The sequence below is a fragment of the Kitasatospora cystarginea genome, assembly GCF_039533515.1.
Lineage (GTDB): Bacteria > Actinomycetota > Actinomycetes > Streptomycetales > Streptomycetaceae > Kitasatospora > Kitasatospora cystarginea.
Window position 1 is genome coordinate 1 of sequence record NZ_BAAATR010000022.1, and the last position, 16,398, is coordinate 16,398.

General features: G+C 71.3%; 15 protein-coding genes. 13 read left to right on the forward strand and 2 right to left on the reverse strand.

What is annotated here, in order from left to right:
- The first annotated feature begins 435 nt into the window (after positions 1-435).
- The 4 genes from ABD369_RS23035 to ABD369_RS23050 all read left to right on the forward strand — a co-directional run bounded on the left by ABD369_RS23035 (position 436) and on the right by ABD369_RS23050 (position 5,020).
- Positions 436-3,027, forward strand: coding sequence for an ATP-binding protein (locus ABD369_RS23035; protein ID WP_344638410.1), 2,592 nt, complete (start codon positions 436-438; stop codon positions 3,025-3,027).
- Positions 3,024-3,704, forward strand: coding sequence for a response regulator (locus tag ABD369_RS23040; protein WP_344638411.1), 681 nt, complete (start codon positions 3,024-3,026; stop codon positions 3,702-3,704). Before ABD369_RS23035 ends, ABD369_RS23040 begins: the two co-directional genes overlap by 4 nt.
- A gap of 84 nt (positions 3,705-3,788) precedes the next feature.
- Positions 3,789-4,193, forward strand: a complete 405-nt coding sequence (locus ABD369_RS23045; RefSeq protein WP_344638412.1) for an OB-fold nucleic acid binding domain-containing protein — start codon at positions 3,789-3,791, stop codon at positions 4,191-4,193.
- A gap of 2 nt (positions 4,194-4,195) precedes the next feature.
- Positions 4,196-5,020 carry a DUF3159 domain-containing protein gene (locus ABD369_RS23050; protein ID WP_344638413.1) on the forward strand — a complete coding sequence of 275 codons (825 nt, stop codon included), beginning with the start codon at positions 4,196-4,198 and terminating at the stop codon, positions 5,018-5,020.
- 88 nt (positions 5,021-5,108) lie between these two features.
- Here the strand turns inward: ABD369_RS23050 and ABD369_RS23055 are convergent, their stop codons facing one another.
- On the reverse strand, positions 5,109-5,777 hold the full coding sequence (locus ABD369_RS23055) for a potassium channel family protein (RefSeq protein WP_344638414.1): 669 nt from the start codon (positions 5,775-5,777) through the stop codon (positions 5,109-5,111).
- Entirely contained in the window at positions 5,777-6,445 is a 669-nt protein-coding gene (locus tag ABD369_RS23060; RefSeq protein ID WP_344638415.1) for a potassium channel family protein, read from the reverse strand. The genes ABD369_RS23055 and ABD369_RS23060 overlap by 1 nt, the downstream gene beginning before the upstream one ends.
- A gap of 245 nt (positions 6,446-6,690) precedes the next feature.
- Here ABD369_RS23060 and ABD369_RS23065 point away from each other — a divergent pair, with 245 nt between their 5' ends.
- The 9 genes from ABD369_RS23065 to ABD369_RS23105 all read left to right on the forward strand — a co-directional run bounded on the left by ABD369_RS23065 (position 6,691) and on the right by ABD369_RS23105 (position 16,348).
- Positions 6,691-8,769: an APC family permease gene (locus ABD369_RS23065; RefSeq protein WP_344638513.1), complete on the forward strand. Its 2,079-nt coding sequence runs from the start codon at positions 6,691-6,693 to the stop codon at positions 8,767-8,769.
- 323 nt (positions 8,770-9,092) lie between these two features.
- The gene (locus tag ABD369_RS23070; protein ID WP_344638514.1) at positions 9,093-10,388 is read left to right on the forward strand and encodes a class I SAM-dependent RNA methyltransferase; all 1,296 of its coding nucleotides are present in this window, start codon (positions 9,093-9,095) and stop codon (positions 10,386-10,388) included.
- 176 nt (positions 10,389-10,564) lie between these two features.
- Positions 10,565-11,248: a TetR/AcrR family transcriptional regulator gene (locus ABD369_RS23075; protein WP_344638416.1), complete on the forward strand. Its 684-nt coding sequence runs from the start codon at positions 10,565-10,567 to the stop codon at positions 11,246-11,248.
- Positions 11,249-11,500: 252 nt separating this feature from the next.
- Positions 11,501-11,731, forward strand: coding sequence for a toxin-antitoxin system HicB family antitoxin (locus ABD369_RS23080; protein WP_045304440.1), 231 nt, complete (start codon positions 11,501-11,503; stop codon positions 11,729-11,731).
- Complete coding sequence (locus ABD369_RS23085; RefSeq protein WP_344638417.1) at positions 11,728-12,159, forward strand: fic family toxin-antitoxin system, toxin component; 432 nt, start codon at positions 11,728-11,730, stop codon at positions 12,157-12,159. Before ABD369_RS23080 ends, ABD369_RS23085 begins: the two co-directional genes overlap by 4 nt.
- Before the next feature lie 87 nt (positions 12,160-12,246).
- The gene (locus ABD369_RS23090) at positions 12,247-13,065 is read left to right on the forward strand and encodes a putative RNA methyltransferase (RefSeq protein WP_344638418.1); all 819 of its coding nucleotides are present in this window, start codon (positions 12,247-12,249) and stop codon (positions 13,063-13,065) included.
- A 111-nt stretch (positions 13,066-13,176) separates the two neighbouring features.
- Positions 13,177-14,592 carry an AAA family ATPase gene (locus ABD369_RS23095; RefSeq protein ID WP_344638419.1) on the forward strand — a complete coding sequence of 472 codons (1,416 nt, stop codon included), beginning with the start codon at positions 13,177-13,179 and terminating at the stop codon, positions 14,590-14,592.
- 10 nt (positions 14,593-14,602) lie between these two features.
- A complete protein-coding gene (locus ABD369_RS23100; protein ID WP_344638420.1) occupies positions 14,603-14,983 on the forward strand; it encodes a nucleotide pyrophosphohydrolase in 381 nt (126 codons plus the stop codon).
- 204 nt (positions 14,984-15,187) lie between these two features.
- Positions 15,188-16,348, forward strand: a complete 1,161-nt coding sequence (locus ABD369_RS23105; RefSeq protein WP_344638421.1) for a DUF6099 family protein — start codon at positions 15,188-15,190, stop codon at positions 16,346-16,348.
- Positions 16,349-16,398: the final 50 nt, after the last annotated feature.

A 16,398-nucleotide genomic window follows, 5' to 3' on the forward strand; every position in this document is an offset into this window, starting at 1 on the left:
AATTTTTAGTGAAAGCCCCTCCCGGGGATACCGGGAGGGGCTTTCCGCATTTCCGGGCATTCCCGAATCCTGTAATCCGGAGACAGGCCCCGTCCGGAACACCAACGCGGTTGACACCTGGTCGGCACCGGATCGGAACCCCCGGGCCATCGACGACTAGCCATCCTCGTCCAGGTCCGTGGGTCCGGCTACCCGCACACCGAGCCGGCTCCCGTTGCCACTCCGTGACGCCTCCGGCCCGCCGTAGCGGCCGGGTACACCACGGTGCACTACTCCGTACCGGCGGCTCCGGCCGACCCGCGACCGTCAAAAACCTGCTAAAACCGCCGATTCACTGGTCCGATCAGCGGAAATCCGCATTCAAAGCCGTAGTCTCGAAACCAGCGAACAGGTGTCCGGAGGCACGGCTTCCGGGCGGCACGAAAAATGGGATGTATGGCACGCGGCAGGCTGCGGATCTATCTCGGGGCGGCGCCCGGGGTCGGGAAGACGTACGCCATGCTCGCGGAGGCGCACCGGCGGCAGGCCCGAGGCACCGCCGATGTGGTAGTCGGGTTCGTCGAGCACCACAATCGGCGGTTGACCGCCGAGCTGATCGACGGGCTGGAGACCGTTCCCCGTCACGAGGTGGTCCACCGGGGCGCCATCTTCACCGAGATGGACGTCGACGCGATCCTGGCGCGCAAGCCGGCCGTCGCGCTGGTGGACGAGCTGGCGCACACCAATGTGCCGGGCAGCCGCAACGCCAAGCGATGGCAGGACATCGAGGAACTCCTCGCCGCCGGCATCGACGTGGTGTCGACCGTCAACATCCAGCACCTGGAGTCCCTCGGTGATGTGGTGGAAGGGATCACCGGGGTTCGGCAGCGTGAGACCGTTCCGGACGCGGTGGTCCGGCGGGCCGACCAGATCGAGCTGGTCGACATGTCGCCGCAGGCCCTGCGCCGCCGGTTGGCGCACGGCAACGTGTACGCGCCGGAGAAGATCGACGCGGCGTGTGCCAACTACTTCCGGGTCGGCAACCTGACGGCGCTGCGCGAGCTCGCCCTGCTCTGGACCGCCGACCGGGTGGACGAGTACCTGCAGCGGTACCGCGAGGAACAGGGCATCAAGGGCACCTGGCAGGCGCGGGAGCGGATCGTGGTCGGTCTCACCGGCGGCCCCGAAGGCGCCACGCTGATCCGCCGGGCCGCGCGGATCGCCGCGAAGGGCTCCGGCGGTGAGGTCCTCGCCGTGCACATCTCCCGCTCGGACGGTCTGGCGGGCGCAGGCTCGCCGCAGGCCCTGATCGAGCAGCGGGCCCTGGTGGAGAGTCTCGGCGGCACCTTCCACACCGTGCTCGGCGACGACCCGGCGGCCGCACTGTTGGCCTTCGCCCGGGGCGTCAACGCGACCCAGATCGTGCTGGGCTCCAGCCGGCGCCGGGCCTGGCAGTACACCTACGGACCGGGCGTGAGTGCCACGGTGACCCGGGACTCCGGCGACATCGACGTGCACATCGTCAGCCATGAGCACGCGGCCAAGGGGCGGGGCAGGATCCCGATCCGCAAGGTCACCGACCTCGGCCGGACCCGTACGGTGGCCGGCTGGTTGATCGGTGTGGTCGGACCGCTGCTGCTGGCGGTGCTCCTCACCCATGCGCACGGGCTCGGGCTCTCCACCGACATGCTGCTCTTCCTGTCGCTGACGGTGTGCGCGGCGCTGGTCGGCGGACTGTTCCCGGCGATCGCCTCGGCCCTGGTCGGTTCCACGGCGCTGAACTACTACTTCACCCCGCCGCTGCACACGCTCGACATCTCCTCGCCGGAGAACATCCTGGCGGTGGGCATCTTCACCGCAGTCGGCATAGCCGTGGCCTCGGTCGTCGACCTGGCTGCCCGGCGCACCCAGCAGGCCGCCCGCAGCCAGGCCGAGGCCCATACGCTCAGTGCTCTCGCCGGTACGGTGCTGCGTGGCGCGCCCAGCGGCGACAGCCTGCTCACCGTCCTGCTCGATCAGGTCAGGGAGACCTTCCAGCAGGACTCCGCGGCCCTGCTGGAGCGTTCGGGCGAGCACTCCCCGTGGCGGATCGCCGCCAGCGCCGGGTCGTGTCCGCCGGAACGGCCCGAGGACGGCGACGTGGACGTCCCGGTCGGCACCGAGCTGGCCCTGGTGCTGCGCGGCCGGGTGCTCCCGGCCGAGGACCGGCGGCTGCTCGGCGCGTTCGCCGCCCAGGCCGCAGTCCTGCTGGAGCGCCGCCGACTGGCCCGCGAGGCCGCCGCGGCCCGCCGTGAGGCTGAGGGCAACCGGATCCGCACCGCTCTGCTCGCCGCCGTTTCGCACGATCTGCGCACCCCGCTCGCGGGGATCAAGGCCGCCGTCAGCTCCCTGCGGGCCGAGGACGTGGAGTGGGACGAGGCGGACGAGGCCGAGCTGCTGGCCGGGATCGAGGCCGGGGCGGACCGGCTCGACCATCTGATCAACAACCTGCTCGACATGAGCCGGCTGCAGACCGGCACGGTGACCCCGCTGATCCACGAGACCGATCTGGACGAGGTGGTCCCGTTCGCCCTCGGCGGGGTCGCGGCGGACGCCGTCAAGCTCGACGTGCCGGAGACCCTGCCGATGATCCACGCCGATGCCGGGCTGCTGGAGCGTTCGCTGGCCAACCTGATCGAGAACGCCGTCAAGTACAGTCCCGATGGTGTGAAGGTGTTGGTCAAGGCCGATGCGCTGCATCCCCCGGGCAGTGCGGCCAGGGTCGAGCTGAGGGTGGTGGACCGCGGTCCGGGAGTGCCGGAGGCGGCCAAGGAGCGGATCTTCGCGCCCTTCCAGCGCTACGGCGACGCCCCGCGCGGCGCGGGTGTCGGTCTCGGTCTGGCCGTCGCCCGGGGATTCGTGGAGGCGATGGGCGGCACCGTCACCGCCGAGGACACCCCTGGCGGCGGGCTGACGATGGTGGTTACCCTGCCCGCCGTCGACCTGCCCGACGTCAACTTCCCTGAAAAGCCACAGCTGTCACCGAACCGAAAGGCGGAGCCCGAATGACCCGGGTTCTTGTCGTGGACGACGAACCGCAGATCGTCCGCGCCCTGGTGATCAACCTCAAGGCCCGCAAGTACGAAGTGGACGCGGCCCATGACGGGGCGAGTGCCCTGGAACTGGCCGCCGCCCGCCATCCGGACGTGGTCGTACTGGACCTGGGCCTGCCCGACATGGACGGCGTCGAGGTGATCAAGGGGCTGCGCGGCTGGACCCGTGTCCCGATCATCGTGCTCTCCGCCCGCCACGCCTCGGACGAGAAGGTCGAGGCACTGGACGCCGGTGCGGACGACTACGTCACCAAGCCGTTCGGCATGGACGAGCTGCTGGCCCGGATGCGGGCCGCGGTCCGGCGTGCCGAGCCGGTCGCGGGGGAGGACGACTCGGTGGTCGTCACCGACAGCTTCACCGTCGACCTGGCGGCCAAGAAGGTGAACCGGGACGGCCGGGACATCCGGCTGACCCCCACCGAGTGGCATCTGCTGGAGGTCCTGGTCCGCAACGCGGGCCGGCTGGTCAGTCAGACCCAGCTGCTCCAGGAGGTGTGGGGCCCCGCCTACCGGACCGAGACCAACTACCTGCGGGTCTACCTCGCCCAGCTGCGCCGCAAGCTGGAGTCGGATCCTTCGCACCCGCGCCACTTCATCACCGAACCGGGCATGGGCTACCGCTTCGAGTCCTGAGCGACGGGCTTTGGGAGGCCCGACGCGGACCGGCCGGGGCTGCGGCCCTGCCGTTCGAACACTTGAAACCGGTACCCTTCGGGCATGAGTGGTGACAACAGCGGCACGCAGCCGCAGGGCCGTCTCCGGCGCATGCTCAGCCGCCTGACCTCCTCCTCCGAGGAGCTGCAGGCCGAGGAGCTGCGGCGGGACACGGCGGAGTCGGGATGTACCCCGATCGCCAGCTGCGGGGACCGTGAGGTGGTCACCGTGGCGGGCACCCTGCGCACCGTTACCCTCCGGCCCCGGGCCGGCGTGCCCGCGCTGGAGGCCGAGCTCTTCGACGGCAGTGACGCGCTGGACGTGGTCTGGTTGGGACGGCGGGCGATCGTCGGGATAGTGCCCGGCCGGAGGCTGGTGGCCTCCGGCCGGATCAGCTACGCCCGGGGACGCCGTGTCCTCTTCAACCCCCGCTACGAACTGCGTCCGGCCGGACACGGGAGCGAGTGAGCGTGACCAATCTGCCAGGCGGCGACCCCGCTGCCCGTACCGCTGTGCCCGCCGAGTTCGAGGGGTACGTCGAGCACACCCTGACCGAGTCGGTGGTGGAGTCGGCCGACGAGACGTTCGCCGCTTACGAGGCGTCCCGGCAGCCCGGGAATCCAGCGGTCCAGGAGACGGCTGAGGAGTCGGCCGCGCGCGAGGCCGCGGCGTCCAAGGAGGCCGCCGAGACGGTGCTCCAGGCCTTCGGCGGCGTCCGGGGCATGATCGACATGACCTTGCCGGGTCTGGTCTTCATCGTCACCTTCAACCTCACCCACCAGGTCGCCCCGGCGGCCTGGGCGGCGCTAGGGCTCAGCGCGCTCTTCGTGGTGGTCCGGCTGTTCAAGCGGGAGACCATCCAGCACGCCTTCAGTGGCGTGTTCGGAGTCGCGATCGGCGCATGGATCTCGATGAAGACCGGCAAGGCCCAGGACTTCTACCTGCCCGGCCTGCTCTACAACGTCGGCTACTGCGTCGCGCTGGCCGTCTCCGCGCTGGCCCGCTGGCCGCTGATCGGGGTGATGCTCGGCCCGATCACCGGAGAGATGTTCACCTGGCGCACCCAGAACCCGGGCCGGCTGGCCGCGTACACCAAGGCCACCTGGGCCTGGGTAGTGATCATGGGCATCAAGCCGGTGATCCTCTTCCCGCTGTACTTCACCGGCAACGTCAATCTGCTCGGTTGGCTCAAGGTCGCCCTGGGAATCCCGCCGATGCTGCTGGCGATGTACGTGACCTGGCAGATCCTGCTCAAGGCGCCGCCGCCGATCAAGGCGCAGGTCGAGGAGGAGTGACCTCGCTCCGGGGCCCGGACCTCGGGCCACCTGCATGAAAGGGCCGTACCCGGTTGTCGGGTACGGCCCTTTCATGCAGGTGTGCGGACTAGCGTGCGCCGGATCCGGAGAGCAGTTCCTCCAGCTCCTCCTCGCGCTCCTGGGCGGCCACGAACAGCAGCTCGTCACCGGCGTCCAGGGTGTCGTCCTTACCCGGTACCAGTACCCGGCCCTCGCGGATGATGGTCACCAGCGCGGTGTCGACCGGCCAAGTGACGTCGCCGACCCGGGTGCCGACCAGGTCGGTGTCCGCGGCCAGGGTCAGCTCGACCAGGTTGGCGTTGCCCTGGCTGAAGCGCATCAGCCGGACCAGGTCGCCGACGCTGACGGCTTCCTCGACCAGGGCCGACATCAGTCGTGGCGTGGAGACCGCGACGTCGACGCCCCAGGACTCATTGAACAGCCACTCGTTCTTCGGGTTGTTCACCCGAGCGACCACCCGAGGCACGCCGTACTCGGTCTTGGCGAGCAGCGAGACGACCAGGTTGACCTTGTCGTCACCGGTCGCGGCGATCACCACGTGGCAGCGCTGCAGCGCCGCCTCGTCCAGCGAGGTGATCTCGCAGGCGTCGGCCAGCAGCCACTCCGCCAGCGGAACCCGCTCCACCGAGATGGAGCCGGGGTTCTTGTCTATCAGCAGGACCTCGTGGCCGTTCTCCAACAGCTCGCCCGCGATCGAGCGGCCGACGGCCCCGGCTCCGGCAATGGCGACTCGCATCAGTGCTCACCCTCCTGCGGACCCCGTGTGAACACGGCCTCGACGGCCGCCAGATCCGCCCGGTGCAGCGTGACGTGCACCAGGTCGCCCTCCTGGACCACCATCTGCGGCGTGGGCAGCAGGCCCTCGCCCAGGCGCGTGACGAAGGCGATCCGGACGCCCGCGGCCCCTTCGAGGTCGGTGAACCGGTGGCCGATCCAGGACGGGTCGAAGGCCACCTCGGCCAGCTGGATGCTGCCGCTCGGGTCCTGCCAGAGCGGCTCGGCACCGCTCGGCAGCAGTCGGCGCAGCATCTGGTCGGCGGTCCAGCGCACGGTGGCGACGGTCGGGATGCCCAGACGCTGGTAGACCTCGGCGCGGCGGGGGTCGTAGATCCGGGCCGCGACGTGCTCGACGCCGAAGTTCTCCCGGGCCACCCGGGCCGCGATGATGTTGGAGTTGTCACCGCTGGAGACGGCGGCGAAGGCGCCCGCCTCCTCGATGCCGGCCTCTTTGAGGGTGTCCTGGTCGAAACCGACCCCGGTCACCCGGCGACCGTTGAAACCGGCGCCCAGGCGCCGGAACGCGGTCGGGTCCTGGTCGACGACGGCCACCGAGTGACCCTGTTTCTCCAGCGTTCTCGCGAGGGCCGAGCCCACGCGCCCACAACCCATGATGACGATGTGCACGGGGCTACCTCACCCAGTCCGTTTGGGTCATGACCTGCGCAAACACCGCTCATCATCCTTTCGCCCCGGTCTTCGGGGGGTGATCTTCAAGGCCGTGCCTTCGGTCCTGGCGCGGCGGGGCAGCGGGACCACCCCTCAAGCTCATCATCCGACACGCTAGCCGGTCCACCGACTGGAGTCCCGACGGAGGTAGCCACCGGCATAGTCGACATCTAGACACGAACCCCTACCATGCCTACGTGCCTATGCCTGCTGATCTACCTAAACGCATCCTTATCGGACGCGCCCTGCGCAGCGACAAGCTCGGGGAGACTCTCCTCCCCAAGCGGATCGCGCTACCGGTCTTCGCCTCGGACGCGCTCTCCTCGGTGGCTTATGCCCCGGAGGAGATCCTCCTCACCCTCTCGCTGGCCGGGGTTTCCGCGATCCACTTCTCCTGGCAGATCGGCGTCGTGGTCGCCATCGTGATGCTCGCGGTGGTCGCCTCGTACCGGCAGAACGTGCATGCCTACCCGAGTGGTGGCGGCGACTACGAGGTCGCCACGGTCAACCACGGGCCGAACTCCGGTCTGGTGGTGGCCAGCGCGCTGATGGTGGACTACATCCTCACGGTGGCGGTCTCCACCACCTCGGGGGTGGCCAACGTGGTCTCCGCCGTGCCCGCGCTGCGCGGCCACGAGATGGCGCTCTCGGTGACCCTGGTGGTCCTGCTGATGGGCATGAACCTGCGCGGTGTGCGTGAGTCGGGCACCGCCTTCGCCGTCCCGACGTACGCCTTCATGATCGGCGTGCTGGGCATGGTGGTCTACGGCGTGGTCCGGCACTTCGCCTTCGGCGCCGACATGCCCGCCGAGAGTTCCGGCTTCCACCTGGCGGCGACCGACGGCAACGGCTCGCTGGCCGGGTTCGCGCTGGTCTTCCTGTTGCTCAAGGCGTTCTCCTCGGGCTGCGCCGCGCTCACCGGTGTCGAGGCGATCTCCAACGGCGTGCCGGCCTTCCGTACGCCCAAGAGCAAGAACGCCGCCACCACCCTGCTGATGATGGCCACCATCGCGGTGACCATGTTCATGGGGATCATCTACCTGGCCCACCTGACCGGGACCCAGATGGCCGAGGACCCGGTGGGCCAGCTGGTCGGCGCACCGGCGGACTACCACCAGAAGACCGCGCTGGCACAGATCAGCGAGGCGGTGTTCTCCAACTTCACCCCGGGCTTCTACTTCATCGCCGGTGTCACCGGACTGATCCTGGTGCTCGCCGCCAACACCGCCTTCAACGGCTTCCCGGTGCTCGGCTCGATCCTCGCCCAGGACCGCTACCTGCCCCGTCAGCTGCACACCCGCGGTGACCGGCTCGCCTTCTCCAACGGCATCATCCTGCTGGCCATCGCCGCGATCGCGTTCATCGTCGCCTTCGGTGCCGACCCGAACCGGCTGATCCAGCTGTACATCGTCGGAGTCTTCGTCTCCTTCAACATGAGCCAGTCCGGCATGATCCGGCACTGGACCCGTCTGCTGCGCACCGAGACCGACCCGGCCGCCCGGCGGCGCATGCAGCGCAGCCGCGCGATCAACACCTTCGGCCTGGTGATGACCGCGGCGGTGCTGATCGTGGTCCTGGTCACCAAGATCGGTCACGCCTGGATCGCGATCGCCACCATGGTGGTGCTCTTCGTGATGATGAAGGCGATCCGCCGCCACTACGACCGGGTCTCCGAGGAGCTGCAGGCCGCCGAGGAGGCGGACGACACCCTGCTGCCCACCCGGGTGCACGGCATCGTGCTGGTCTCCAAGCTCCACAAGCCCGCCCTGCGTGCCCTCGCGTACGCCAGGCTGGCCCGCTCGAACACGCTGGAGGCCGTCACCGTCAACGTGGACCCGGCCGACACCGAGGCGCTGCGCAAGGACTGGGACCAGCGGGGCATCGAGGTTCCGCTCAAGGTGCTGGACTCCCCGTACCGAGAGATCACCGGCCCGGTCCTGGACTACGTCAAGAACCTGCGCCGCAGCAGCCCTCGCGACGTGGTCTCGGTTTACATCCCCGAGTACGTGGTCGGCCACTGGTACGAGCACCTGCTGCACAACCAGAGCGCGTTGCGCCTCAAGGGACGACTGCTGTTCAAGCCCGGTGTCATGGTGACCTCGGTGCCCTGGCAGCTGGAGTCCTCGGAGCGGCGCGGGAAGCAGCGCGCCTGGTCCGCCCCGGGGGCCGTCCGGCGCGGCGAGCCCAGGCACGAGCGCGTAGAGTCGGGTGGTTCCAGCCCCGTAGAGTCGGCTGCTCCCAGCACCGACCTCATCGACGCCAGCAAGGACTCGACCTCGTGACCCGCAACAACCCGTCCCGCTCCGCGGGGAAGTCCGGCAAGTCCGGCAAGTCCGCCAAGCCCGGACAGGTCGCCCGCCCGCGCTGGGGAGCCAAGCCGTCCCGTCCGGCGGCCACGGACCGCGAGGGCTACACGGCCCAGACCGCCCCGGTCGTCCCGGCCGAGCCGAAGCCCCGGGCGGCCCAGGACCGGCCCGCCCGGGCCGAGTCGGCCGCGTCCGGGAAGAGCGCGCCGCGCAAGCAGGCCGTCCGCCCGCCGAAGGCGCTGCGCACGGTCAAGCCGGCCAGGGCGGAGCGCGCGCCCAAGGCCCCGAGCGGTGACCCGCTGGTCGGCGAGCGCTACGAGGTCGAGGTGGGCCCGGTCGCGCACGGCGGCGGGCACTGCGTGGCCCGGCACGAGGGCCGGGTGCTGTTCGTGCGGCACGCGCTGCCGGGCGAGCGGGTGATCGCCCGGGTCACCGAGGGCACCACCACCTCCCGCTTCCTGCGCGCCGACGCGGTGGAGATCCTGGACGCCGCCAAGGAGCGGATCCCGGCGCCGTGCCCGTTCTCCGGCCCCGGCCGGTGCGGTGGCTGCGACTGGCAGCACGTCACCCCCGGTGGCCAGCGCAAGCTCAAGGCGCAGGTGCTCACCGAGCAGCTGGCCAAGCTCGCCCACCTGACCCCCGAGGAGGCCGGCTGGGACGGCAGCGTCGAGCCGGTCGGCGGCAAGCTCCCGGCGGGCGAGGTGCCCGCCTGGCGCAGCCGGGTGCAGTACGCCGTCGACCCCGCCACCGGCAAGGCCGGGCTGCGCCGTCACCGCTCGCACGACGTCGAGCCGATCGACCGCTGCCTGATCGCCGCCCCCGGGGTGGCCGAGCTGGGCATCGAGGCCCGCGACTGGTCGGGCGTGGAGAGCATCGAGGCGATCGCCGCCACCGGGTCCTCGGACCGCCAGGTGGTGCTGACGCCCAGGGCCGGTGCCCAGCTGCCGCTGGTCGAGCTGGACCGCCCGGTCTCCATCACCCGGATCGACGACCAGGGGAACGTCCACCGGGTGCACGGCCGGACCTTCGTCCGTGAGCGGGCCGCCGGGCGCACCTGGCGGGTGAGCAACGGCGGGTTCTGGCAGATCCACCCCGAGGCGCCGGACACCCTGGTGGAGGCCGTCCTGGGCGGGCTCGACCCGCAGTGGGGCGAGATGGCCCTCGACCTGTACTGCGGGGTCGGTCTGTTCGCCGGAGCCCTGGCGGACCGGGTCGGCGAGGACGGGGCGGTGCTCGGCATCGAGTCCAGCAAGCAGGCCGTGATCGACGCCCGGCACAACCTGGCCGCGGTGGACAACGTCCGGATCGAGTGCGACAAGGTCGAGTCGCTGCTCCCGCGCACCGGGATCACCTCCACCGACCTGATCGTCCTCGACCCGCCGCGCGCGGGGGCGGGCCGGGAGACCGTCGCCCACCTGGTCGGCCTGGAGGCGCGCCGGATCGCGTACGTCGCCTGCGACCCGGCGGCCCTCGCCCGCGACCTGGCGTTCTTCCGCGAAGGCGGCTACCGCCCGGTCTCGCTCCGGGCCTTCGACCTGTTTCCGATGACCCACCACTTCGAGTGCGTGGCCATCCTGGAGCCGGTCGCCGAGTAGTCCCGGGTCGGCCCGGAGAGCCCCGGGGGCGCGTGGAACCGTACGGCCGTGCACGGCCAGTCACCCGGTTCCGCGCGCCCCCGTTCGGTTTCCGGCGGGCTGCGCGGGCACCCCTGATACGTTTCCGCATATCGGTACGGATCCGTATCCGGGAGTCCCGTGGCAGGGAGGGCAGTGTGGCGCCCAGGCGCATGACCCGCGAGGAGACCAGGCAGCAGACCCGGGAGCGGCTGGTCACGGCCGCCGCCGAGCTGTTCGCCGAGCGGGGTGTCAACGGGGCCTCGGTCGAGCAGATCGCCGAGCGGGCCGGCTACAGCCGAGGCGCCTTCTACGGGAACTTCGAGGACAAGAACGGCCTGGTACTGGAGCTCCTCAAGCAGCGCACCCTGCACGAGCGGCAGGAGGTCGAGGAGATCGGGCGCGGCGCGGAGTCCTTCGAGGAGATGCTGGCCGCGCTGCGTACCTGGCACCGCGAGCGGGGGCGGCACCTGGCGGACTGGCTCGCGCTGCGGATGGAACTCGTCCTGCACGCCCTGCGGAACCCCGAGGTCAGGCCGCTGCTGGCGGAGCGCGAGGAACTGGCGAGCGCCGCCATCGCCGAGGGCCTGCGCTATGAGCTGGCGCGGCGCGGGGCGGTACCGCCGGCCGACCCGGCGTTCCTTGCCCTGATCGTCCACGCGCTGGAGGACGGTCTGCTGATCCAGCGGCTGCTGCGCCCCGACGAGTTCACCGACGAGGTGGTCGTCGACGCGTTCGAACTGTTGCTGCGCAGTTGGACGGCCGCGCCGGAAGCCGGCGGCGGTGCGGCCGGATCGACCGAGGCCGGTGGCGGTGCGGTGGACTCGGCCGAGCTGAGTTGAACCCGGCGCCGCGAGGCGAGGACCCGACCGGCCCGGCCGGTGTCCGGATCCGCGGAAGGACCGTGTTGCGGGCCGAGGATCCGGACACGGTGGTGTTGCACACGAAGGGGTGACCCGGAGGCCGGGCGGGTATGTTCCCCAGCGCTCGCAGCGGCGATTTCCGGTCTTCTGGGAGCACTGGGGTGACGGAGGGCGCGGGGAGGGTCGGAATGCGCCCTTGTTGTGCTAGCAACATGACGCTAGCGTTACGTCATGGCGAAGAAGCAGCTGAACGTCCGGGTGGATGCGGCCACCGCCGAGATGGCGCGCGAGCGCGCCGAGCAGCAGGGGATCAGCATGAACCAGTACATCGAACGGCTTGTCAGGCAGGACATGGGCGAGACCGGTCGGCTGTTCGTCGACGCCGCCGCGCAGTTCATGAAGGAGTACGAGTCGACCTTCCTCGCCGAGTTCGGCGACGGCCTGCAGGACGTGCGCCGTTGAACCTTGAGGTGGACCTCTCGTGGCTGCTCATGACCGCTGAGCAGTACACCCCCGGCGACCCGCCGGTCACGGACTACGGATCGCTGCTCGCGGCGGTCACCCGGCACCAGGCCGAGATCTTCGACATCGCCGTCTACCCCGAACCGCAAGACCGGGCGGCGGCCTTGATGCACCAGCTGATCCGGGTACCGGCGCTGGAGCGGAGCAACGAGCTCTTCGCCACCGCCGTCGCCTACGCGTACCTGGTGGCCAGCGGTTGCAGCGTCGCCACCACCGCGCGCGAGGTGCGCAGCCTGGCGCGGGCGATCCGGGAGGGCAAGCTCGGCGTCAGCGGGGTGGCCGACCGGCTGGCCGCCTGGGTGGTGGACGAGGCCGAGGAGGAGGAGGTGCGGGGGGATGACGACGGGGACGACGGCGACGCCGACTGACGCCGTCGGCGGTACCGTCCCGGCCGCGCCCGGGCGGTGATCACCTAGGCTGGGGGTTTCATCCGACACGGCGAGGAACCACTGACGTTGCTGCAGGACATCGAGCGCTATCTGGCCTGCCCGCACTGCGCACAGCGGCTGGCCCTCGACGGGCGCACCCTGCGCTGTCCCGCGGGCCACAGCTTCGACCAGGCCAGGCAGGGCTATGTCAGCCTGCTGGCAGGCGACGCGCACACCAAGACCGGCGACACGGCCGACATGGTCGCCGCCCGCAGCGACTTCCTGGCCGCCGGCCACTACCGGCCGATCGCGGCGGCCCTGGCCGCGGCGGCGGACCGGACGGACGGCCTGGTGGTGGACCTGGGCGCGGGCACCGGGTACTACCTCTCGCAGGTACTGGAGCACGCAGGCGGTGTGGGCGCCGCCCTCGACATCTCCAAGTACGCGCTGCGCCGGGCCGCCAAGGCGCATCCCCGGATCGGCGCGGTGGTCTGCGACGCCTGGCGTCCGCTCCCGCTCCTGGACGGCTGCGCCGACCTGGTGCTGAACGTCTTCGCGCCGAGGAACGGTCCGGAGATCCGCCGGGTGCTGCGCCCGGGCGGCCGACTGCTGCTGGTCACGCCGACCTCCCGGCATCTGAGCGAACTCGTCGCGGCGCTGGGCCTGTTGTCGGTGGACGAGGAGAAGGAGCGCCGGGTCGAGGAGAAGCTGAGCCCGTGGTTCACCAGGACCGACCGGGTCGAGGTGGAGTTCCGGCTCAGCCTGTCACGGACGGATGCGGCGGCCGTGGTGGCAATGGGTCCCAACGCCTGGCACACCGCTCCCGATGCGCTCGGCGCGGCACTGGCGGAGCTGCCGGAGCCGGTCGAGGTCACCGGCTCGGTGCAGGTGTCGACGTACCGCTGACTCCGGGCGGGCGGTCCGGTCAATCGCCGGGGACGGGCCCGGCTACCCATAGGGATGAACGGGGCGCGCAGGGACGTTTCGTCTCGGCCGGCGGCAACTAGGGTGCCCCGGGTGACCAGCGAAGCCGCCCAGTCCGCAGTCCAGCCGCTCTCGGGCACCGTCCTGCCGGTCGGAACCCCCGCAGGGCGGGCGTCGGCCCGCCCCGCCGTCGAGGAGCTCAGGCTCACCTCGTTCAAGTCGTACCGTCGGACGACCCTCGCGCTCTCGCCGTTCACCGTCCTCCACGGGCCCTCCGGGGTCGGCAAGTCGAACGCGCTCGACGCCCTGGCCGTGCTCTCCCGGCTGGCGCTGGGCGAGCCGATCGGCCCTTCGCTGGACGGACTCGGCGGTACCGCGGGGCCGCTGGCCCAGCCGGTCAGGGGCGGGCTGCTCGGCTGTGTGCCGCACGGCCGGAACGCGATCATCCTGGGCTGCACGGTCCGCTCCTGCGCGGGACCGATCCGGCTCGAACTGGTGGTGCGCACCGACGGCCGGGTCCGGGTCGCCCGGGAGTGGCTCACCTGCGCGGGGCAGACGCTGGTCGAGACCGGAGAGCAGGACGTGGCCCACGGGAAGGTCAACGTCACCTGGCACAACGACACCCGGCAGGGCGACATCCGGGCGCCGTTCCCCAGCGACAGCCTGATCGTCACCCAGATCCCGCTGCGGGTGGCCGGCTCCTCGGCCGGGGAGTGCAAGGTGCTCGCGGCGGCCGAGCAGCTGCTGACCGCGCTGCGCGAGATCTTCCCGCTGCATCCCGTGCCCGCCCTGATGCGCGACTGGGTGAAGCCCGATCCGGACGCCAGGCTGCTGGGAACGGCCGCCAACATCTCCGCCGTCCTGGCCAGGGTCAGGAACGACTGCACCCGGCGCTACGGGCGGCTGCTCAAGGCCGTCCAGGCGGCGGCTCCGCACCCGCTGCTCGGGCTGGACGTGGCCCGGCGCGGGCCTGAGGCGCAAGAGCGGCTGCTCGCGGTCTTCGACGAGGGGGTGCTCGGGCGGACCGGTGCGGACCAGGCCTCGGACGGCATGCTGCGGCTGCTCGCCTTCGCCGCGGTACTGCTGACCGGCGCGGGGGTGCTGGACGTGGAGCCGGCTGCCGAGGTCCCGCCGGCGCATCGCCAACTAGCCGTACTGGCAGAGGACCTGGGTGCCGGACTGGCGGGGGAGCAGGTCGCCGCGCTGCTGCGGGTGGCCCGCGAGGTGTGCGAGAAGGGGGACGTCCGGCTGCTCGCGGCGGTGAACGATCCGGCACCGGTGCGAGAGGCGGGCGGTGCCGAGCTGGTCGAGTGCCGACGTGATCCGGCCACCGGGCACAGCGTGCTGCGGCCCGATCCGCCCCGGGTGCCGGCGCAGTCGGCGCGCGGGGACAGGGCGGATGCGGCGGGTGGGGCGGGTGGTACGACCGGCGCGGATGGGGGCGTGACCGGCACGGGTGTGGACGAGGCGGATGAGGGCGGTCCCACCGGGACGCCGGCGATGGGGTAGACCTGGGTGCGTGAGTGAGCAGACGAACGGCCCGGCGGGCCAGACCCTGGAGGAGCTGCAGCAGCGGCTCACCGACTTCGCGGCGGCCCGGGACTGGCAGCCGTTCCACACCCCGAAGAACCTCGCGGCGGCGCTGAGCGTGGAGTCGGGCGAACTCCTGGAAATTTTTCAGTGGTTGACGCCGGAGCAGGCGTCCGAGGTGATGGCCGATCCGGACCGGGCGCACCGGGTCCGGGACGAGGTCGCCGATGTGCTGGCGTATCTGCTGCAGTTCTGCACGGCGGTCGGAGTGGATCCGCTCACCGCGCTGGCAGCGAAGATCGAGCGGAACGAGGTGCGCTTCCCGGTGGTCGGTCGGCGGCCGACGGGCGAGGGCGATCAGATCGTCTGATTGCCGGACCACCGCTCCGCTGAACTGAACTTCCGTTGAACCGCACTTCCGTGCACCCGTGTGGGTGACACGGATTATCCACAGGGCGGGGTTGTCCACAGGTTATCCCCGGGGTGCTGCGCGGACCTGATCCGAGCAGCACGCTTGCGCCGTGACACACCGTCGGCGACGGCGGTCGGACGCAAGCGAGGGGAGCGGCGGGTTATGGACGCGCTGCGATTGATCAAGACGGCTCGGCACGCGCTGGCGGAGACCCGAAGCGCATCGGACGCGCTCGCCGAAGCCTGGCAGGCGGGGCTGCTCACCGAGGCCGTCGGGGGGCGGATCGCCGAGCGCGAGTCCGGTGAGCTCGGTGCTCTGGGCCAGCTGCTCTGCGACGCGGGCGCCCACGCCGTCGGCTGCCTGGAGCAGCCGTCCGGCGGAGCGGCCGCCGAGGGCGGCACCGAGGGCGGCACCGAGGAGGAGTGGAGCCGGGGCGAGTGGGGTGGCACCGGCCGCGCCTCCCGACTGGACGAACTCGGCGAGTTGGAGCCCGTGCTCCGGGAACTCGGCCGGCTCCTGCACGAAGTAGCCGAAGCGCTCGTGGTGCTGGCCTGCGGCGCTGACGGCGAACGCCTCTACTGGCGGTGCATCGACGGCATCGACGCGGGGGCCGAGTGCAAGGACTTGGTGGCGGAACTCCTCAGGGCGGTACGCAGGCAATCGGGGGACTCGAGCGGTGAGGCCGCGGAGGAGAGCACCGACTTCCCGGACGAAGGGGACACCTGGCACGAGGACGAGGAGTGGGAGCACCGCCGGGACGGGCGGAGTGATGAATACCGGGGCCGCCGACAGCCGAGCCGTGAGCGGCCCGGTGACGAACAGCGGGACGCCGGGCGGCGCACCGGGGCCGATGGGGTCCCTGAGTCGAGCAGTGAGCAGGACAACCCCGAGCCGGACGGCGCGAGGCTGCACGGCGCGAGGCCGCACGGCGCGGGGACCGGGCCGGGCGCGGACCGCTGTTCGGAAGGGAGCCTGCCGACCCTGGTCATCCCGCTGGCGCCGCCGGGCGCTGCGCCCGGCTACCGACCCGGGGCGGACGAGTCGGCGGAGCCGTCGGCGGCCGGTTCCGGCCCGGCCTGGTCCGGCCGGGTGCCGGAGGAGCGCAGGTCGGCGCCGAGTCCGGCCAGCGAGTCGTTGACGGAGGCGAGCAGTTCCTGCATCTGTTCCAGCAGGCTCTTGGGCGTGGCGGCGGCGGGTGGCACGACGGCAGTGGGAGGGGAGGCGATGGGCACGCCTGCGGTGGCCGCTGTCTGTGGTGCGACGGGTGCCTCGGACCTGGGTTCGGACATGAGGGGGGCCCTCCAGCTCGGTAGTGCGGTGTGAGGCGGCGGAGGTCGACGCCGCCGGTTCAACGAGCGGCTCGGGCGCCCGGT

Coding starts and splice junctions, on each gene's coding strand:
- ABD369_RS23035 (WP_344638410.1), top strand. CDS start 436: ATGGCACGCGGCAGGCTGCGGATCTATCTCGGGGCGGCGCCCGGGGTC.
- ABD369_RS23040 (WP_344638411.1), top strand. CDS start 3,024: ATGACCCGGGTTCTTGTCGTGGACGACGAACCGCAGATCGTCCGCGCC.
- ABD369_RS23045 (WP_344638412.1), top strand. CDS start 3,789: ATGAGTGGTGACAACAGCGGCACGCAGCCGCAGGGCCGTCTCCGGCGC.
- ABD369_RS23055 (WP_344638414.1), bottom strand. CDS start 5,777: ATGCGAGTCGCCATTGCCGGAGCCGGGGCCGTCGGCCGCTCGATCGCG.
- ABD369_RS23065 (WP_344638513.1), top strand. CDS start 6,691: ATGCCTGCTGATCTACCTAAACGCATCCTTATCGGACGCGCCCTGCGC.
- ABD369_RS23080 (WP_045304440.1), top strand. CDS start 11,501: ATGGCGAAGAAGCAGCTGAACGTCCGGGTGGATGCGGCCACCGCCGAG.
- ABD369_RS23105 (WP_344638421.1), top strand. CDS start 15,188: ATGGACGCGCTGCGATTGATCAAGACGGCTCGGCACGCGCTGGCGGAG.